The sequence below is a fragment of the Hoylesella timonensis S9-PR14 genome (assembly GCF_000762405.1).
GTDB classification, from domain to species: Bacteria; Bacteroidota; Bacteroidia; order Bacteroidales; family Bacteroidaceae; genus Prevotella; species Prevotella timonensis_A.
Window position 1 is genome coordinate 1 of record NZ_JRPQ01000176.1, and the last position, 6,369, is coordinate 6,369.

Annotated in this window: 4 protein-coding genes; all 4 read right to left on the reverse strand. The window is 42.7% G+C overall.

Going from position 1 to position 6,369, the window contains the following annotated elements; translation table 11 throughout:
* Positions 1 to 1,385: 1,385 nt before the first annotated feature.
* On the reverse strand, positions 1,386 to 2,237 hold the full coding sequence (gene traN, locus HMPREF9304_RS10830; protein WP_036929024.1) for a conjugative transposon protein TraN: 852 nt from the start codon (positions 2,235 to 2,237) through the stop codon (positions 1,386 to 1,388).
* A gap of 25 nt (positions 2,238 to 2,262) precedes the next feature.
* Positions 2,263 to 3,579, reverse strand: coding sequence for a conjugative transposon protein TraM (traM, locus tag HMPREF9304_RS10835; RefSeq protein ID WP_036929017.1), 1,317 nt, complete (start codon positions 3,577 to 3,579; stop codon positions 2,263 to 2,265).
* 346 nt (positions 3,580 to 3,925) lie between these two features.
* Positions 3,926 to 4,543, reverse strand: a complete 618-nt coding sequence (traK, locus tag HMPREF9304_RS10845) for a conjugative transposon protein TraK (RefSeq protein WP_036929021.1) — start codon at positions 4,541 to 4,543, stop codon at positions 3,926 to 3,928.
* Positions 4,544 to 4,555: 12 nt separating this feature from the next.
* Positions 4,556 to 5,731 carry a hypothetical protein gene (locus HMPREF9304_RS10850; RefSeq protein WP_052046127.1) on the reverse strand — a complete coding sequence of 392 codons (1,176 nt, stop codon included), beginning with the start codon at positions 5,729 to 5,731 and terminating at the stop codon, positions 4,556 to 4,558.
* Positions 5,732 to 6,369: the final 638 nt, after the last annotated feature.

Here is a 6,369-nt window from a genome sequence, read left to right on the forward strand (position 1 = left end):
CTTTTCCGCTGCCTTTACTGCTGCTTTGCCAAGCTCTTTTATCCATCCCATGGTCGTTTGTTTTTTAGTTAGAATAATTGATTTGAATGATTGCTCGTGCCTTATGTTTTTCCATCTTAGGCGTTTCAATGATACCCCCGTTTACAGAGGAACAAAGCCAAGCCTGAAANTTNTTGTTNTCNCTTACTTCCGTGGAAGTCCAATACCAACAGTCTTCATTCAAGGCTATGGGTGTGCCACCNAGCTTTTCTATGATGGGATTGATTTTTCTGGCAGAGACATTCAACAAACGCTGCTCTGCTACACTGGGCAGGAAATCACTCTGGCCACCTTCATGAAANGTAAAGAGCTTCATGGCAAGTGGACTACCCTTCTTTGTTTCGGCATTGTAACTGTTTTGCATTGCTCGTGTGTTGGCGGAACCGTCAAAAGCGGTAAGGCTTCCACTCGTGCCGTTGGAAAGGCCAAGCGAGTCACAGAACACTCCGTCCAGNTCCTTCAGCATAACGGCCATAAGCGGATGAACGTCCGTCTGCTCCGCAAAGACAACGCCCACGGCTTTTTGCGATTTTTGGGCAAAATAAACGTCTGGTGACACACAACTATGATCNTCGCACAAGATATACCCCACATGNATTTCATAATCTGTGGGTTGATAGACATCACATGAGTTCAGNCCTATAAGTACAGCCAATAAAGAAATGGCATATACTATTTTATTGGTGTTACGTGATCTTCTATGTGAAGATTGACGATGAACTTTATAGGAAATTCGCACAATTCTGTGAGAAAGTCTTATGATGCGATTGATTACCATAAGTATTTTATATATATTCATGTCAATTTTAATTTATAGTGGAACCTTAGCACCAATGGCTACGCCAGTACGGAACAAGTCCTCCCCCCGCATCGTGACATCCTCTTTTACCTGAAAGAAGATGCTCCAGCCATGATAGAGGTTGAAGGTGTGTTCGTAGCCGAGTGAACCTACGCCAACAAACTTATGTAAGTCACTGCCGCCACTTACACCGACCCTGATGTTGCCATGATGGTTGCGACTTCGTGTCACGCAAGGCTTATAGGCAAAACCAACCGTCCAAATGTTATAACTGTNCCAAAAAGAACTTCGGGTGACATAACCTGCTTCTGGTTCAGTCTTGTACTTGATATAGTAGTTTGCNAAGTACTCCATTGCATTGTGATAATTCATTTCATGCTCATAAGCCAGTGTGGCATCAAATCCTTGCGGATAGGTAGCACCCATGCCAACCATTACATGATTGCCGTGAGATTGGCTCATAGCTGAAAGGTGAAACAGGCAGATAAGAGAAACTACAGAAACTCTTGGNAAACGGGAAAAACGTATATTCATGATAAGCCTTTTTTTATTGTTCTTTCAAGAGTAACGTGTCGAACGAGTCGGCACTTAATACATCCTCATAGTCGAGATGAAGTGAGATGGCACGACCACTAATCTGTTTTTCTGAAAGCTCAACCGACAGAACCTTGTCATTGGGGAATGTCATCTTTTTCAAGACAACTACATTGCGGTAGCCTTTTCTGAACCTTACAGAACGGTCAAGAATAAATGCTGGTTTCAACTCAATAATCTGAACATTGGTTGACTTTTCTTGTTTCTTGTCCTCGAGCTTTATACGTANCTCATCTATGTCAAATGGGAGGTTGGTCTTGTTTTCTACGGAAAAATCAATGAAAAAATATTCGCCTACAACATAGATGTTNTTCAANCGCATGATCATCTTGTCCTTTTTGGTAAAAGTACTNCGATATTTGGCTGGAGAATTCCATACNTTCATGCAATAAGAGGCCATATCTGTAGTAGACATGCTNATTTCAGGATTGTGGAAAGCATTGCGCTCTATAAGTTCCACTTCCTTATCCGAAACGGCCTCTTGGAGACGACGGGTGTAAATAAGNGCATATTGTACTCTATAACGCTCTGTGATAATAGTGACTATACCCAGTACATCCCCGTCATTATGATTGCCGGTCTTGGGTTTTATACGTATCACGTTATCCAAAGGTTTGTCACCTGCTACGGAATCTGTAGATATNTCCACCAAGCGTATTGGCTCGGAGGCGGTGATGATAGTGGATATGTTTTCGTTGACGGTCAACACCTCCATATCCGAATAAGTCTTTTGAGCATGTACCCCCAACAAAAAAGTGGTACACATAATAACGACTATAGCAATTTTCTGTTTAAAATTTTTCATATNTTTTTTTNTTCTTGTTAGCATTTTAATATCTGTTTCTCTTTTCCTGCCGACTGCCGTCAATCAGATAAACGAGCGTACCATACTTCAATTTTACCCTATTCTTGCGGACAGCTTTTCCTACAGCATTCATCATATGTTGAGAGGCATTCTGAACGGCATTGTTGGCCCAACCTTTGATGCCAGTTGAAGAGGTTGTGTTGTCTACAATGTTCGTTCCACCCTGTGTGGCTGAACCGAGTATCTCTTTAGTGGTTTCCCTGAAGGAAGATTGCGGAACGTAAAGACCCTCCAATCCGTCCGTGTCATAAATGGAAAGGCTTACGTTGATAATCTCATCCCTACAGAAGACGCTCTTTACATTTCCTTTGACTCGCTGTTGACTGAAACCAGACATCTGTGCATAGAGGTAGGTACCTTTCTTAACGGTTATGTCACCAATTTCCACATCATCCAGCAAACGAAGGCGGACACGACTTCCTTCTTGTGCCTTCACATTCTCGTCGATAATAGCCTTGATGAGCTTAGACTCTTCCGATGAAGACGATAGAGTGTTGAAGTAGTCGGAGGATGCCTTTACTTTCTTGACAACTTTTTCGGGATTGCCCTCTGCTTGTCCTCCTGCATCACGGTTGTTGTCCGATGTTCTGGAAGAATAAGAGGATCCGTTGTCATCGTAAGATGTATTTCTTTCGTTCCGAGAACCATTTGCAAGCAGACCATAATCATCTTCGATACTGTCATTATTGTCTACGTTATCACGTCTTCCTCGNCCTGAAGAAGAACCGAAAGCAACGCCCGAAAGATCCTCGTTCATCTTNTCTATCTCACGTTGTCTTCTNCTACGGTCGAGACGTGCAATCTCTGAATCACTTACTGGAGCGACAAAGTTGTCGCTCGAGGAAGAGCTGCGGGAAGCGTTTGNCCCCTTTCGTACACGATCCTGCATTTCCCTGATTCTGCGCTGNTCATCAATCTTGGCACGTTGNTGCGCTTGCTGCCTTTGNACCATTTCAGCCTCTCGATTACTGTATTGGGAATTATAATCTTCCTTTTTATTGATCGAGTCAANGTCNTTCTCAACATTCTCAACTCCAGAAACATCATTGATTTTTCCAAACTCACGCTCGGCATTGTCCAACTTGCCTCCCAACACGCTGTCAGTATTGGCTGACGGCAGATCAGAGTTCAAGTAATCCGTTGTGGCCAAGCGTGGGTCGTTGTCGGACACGTCTGTTTCTACGGCATCAATGACGAAATATCCTACAAACAAAACCAGTGGATATAGTATAGCCGGAAAGACATACTTCCTATCCTTAAAATTTATTTTCTTTACATCCATTTTACTTTTTGTTTATTGTACGTCTTTGATGTAATACTGAATCTACCTGTTCAACAGCTGTTGTGCGCCGNTCCTTAGAGGCGTTATAGCTGCGTACCATATTGAAAATGTTAATGGCAAAACAGCCAATTACAATNCCGAAGACNGTAACGAGGAAGGCTACACGGTGACGGTTGGCCAGAATTTGTATCTTCATGACCAGCCAACTCAAACCACTCTTGTCGGCAAACTGTTTGCCTGCTTCCACTTCTTTTTCATAACGCTCTCTATATTTTGGGTCGTTCTTGTCNGGCATAGGGTCNCCCATAATAATTCTCTTGAATCCCATAATATTCAATCTTTAATGTTAGTAATTGGTTTTCTGATTTTCGGAGAGATCTTTGTTGACAAGAGTTCTCCAGCCGTAGATGATAAAGCCGTGTGGGTTGTTTTCNGTTCGAGGTACTCGCCTTAGACTTCCTGCGGTAATGAGCTGACGCATCAGGATGCTGGTGCGACGCTCGATACGTTGACGGCCATAATAGGTAAAGGTCAGCTTCTTCTCGTCTAACTTGATAGAGTCACAGAANATACTGCATATCGTACTCGTTCCAATAATGTTATTATAAAAGCCTTTTTCCTTCAAGGCGTTATATTGNGCAAGACCTGACTCATCAATAAGGTACATGGCTTTCTTGATGGTATAATCAATATACTTATCATCAGGAGCCAATGTAAAGAACAGGTTATGGAACATCTCCACGTGACTTTTTGCTTCCACGCCAAAAGTCTCATCCATNGTAGTCTGCTTGACTAAAACNGGTACNGTNCCATCAAGGACATAAATCTTCTTATGAGCATCGGCAACCATNCCTCTGGCTATAAAAAGACTTCCAAGGCTGATAACTATACAACCTATCAAAAAAAGACTTGTGACNATCAATACTAATTTTATCTTGTTTTCTAATTTTTTTAATACAGCCATAGNTTTNTTTTTTTANTGGATTCTGGGCATGACAGACATGGCACTTGATTTGACGGAGGATGCCACTCCTTCTCCAAAGTTACGAGTGGAGAAAGCGGTGTCTCCTTCAGGTATCATCCATGCTGCAAGATCGGGAACCAAGTTGAGACACCTTAATGCTACTACGGAAGCGGCAAGAAGATATCCGCAGGACATGAAGGCATTTTGTATATAACCGTTCATTGTATTCACATTCGATGTAATGGCGGTTAGGTTTTCAACCTGAACGCTAATTACAATATCAAACAAAAGCAGGACATAAAAACCTACAAAATAAAGCATGGCTCCGTAGAAGTGGACGGTCAGGTAGCGGATAATCCATTTTGCCCACGCACCTTCCCATTTCGGAAGGACGGAGAAAGCCCATTGAATGGGACCAAAGATAGTCAGCATACCCAATAAGATTTGCTGGCAGAATATGGTTGCCCACCAACCGACACGGTACAGAACAAGCGAGAAGAACATAATGATCTTATCCAAGCCGATGATTAGACCAGCAAAAACAGATGCCTTTTTGGCTCTGGAGGCATCTTTTAAGCCGTTAATGGCAGATTCTCCTCCTGCAGTTTTTGTCATTATATCTATGCTGGGATCTTGGTTTACAATACTTTCTGCAGCTTCCACCTCTGCAGCCTTTTGATACATCGTGTCACGCTTTTGCAAAAGCGGCATCAATTCGTTGTATTTCTCACTGACTTGCACGGCTTCCGCTTCATACAGGTCGTGGGTATAGCTGCCTATACAGTTGGGAATATATGCCAAAGCATCCAAGATGCTACCACTGCCGCCACCCATGCCAGTCATGCTTGGAGGGTACCAAAAAATCATGACCATGGCGATACCTAATACTTTAAGTATNTTGAANACATCAATGGGTTCTCCCTTGACCATCATCTTATAGGCAATGCTGGCACCTACAATGATGGAAAACAAGGCTCCCAATGCCATGCTCATTTGAAGGATCCACCAAAAAGGACCCTGTGTACCAATAAAATCGGGATTGCACAAAAACTCATTCGTTTGAAAAACAACATTGTCAATGTCTTCCTCAAACAGGTCAACTCCTATTGTCTGGGATAGGTCGGAGATTGTGTTCGACAACCCCTGAAGACCTCCTTGTGCAGCTAATAATAAGGAACTGAATGTCATAATTTACATTTTTACTTGTTAGCGTATATTTTATATTTTACTTTTTGATTTCACTTTTTTGAAAAACCATCAACGCCCACCGCCGTTCTCCAACGGTTCAAGGCATCAAAAGCTACTGTAGAGACGGAGGATAACCGCTGGGGTGGCTTGCTGTTTTCCCGCATCTCCTTTGCGGACTTCATGCCTTTCCATGCAAGAAGCTGTTTGGTGAGCTGGTAATTGCGNCTGACAATATCTTTATAGATGGCTATGTACTCTTTCTTCTTGCGTCCCAAATCTTGATAGGACTCACGAGTAACCTTGATAGCGGTCTGAAGACAGTTATAAATGNTCTTCCACCTGCGATAGTCTTCAGATGTACCACCGTAAGGCATGATAAGATTGATATTCTTCTGAAAGATGGATAGTCTGTTCTCTATCTTGCTTTTTTCAACTGTCCATGCTAAGTCGGTCATTGGACTGCGGTCAACTATATTCTNTGCCTCTATCTTGGCACGGCGGAAGGTCACAGAATCTATGCTGTCNGCATAANGTTTTTCATCTGCGACACGAGTTTTCATGNGAAGACGGAAAANCTGCTTGTTCAGCANATTGGCTGTCGATTGATATCCCTTGTGAAATGCGTTATAGTAGTAACG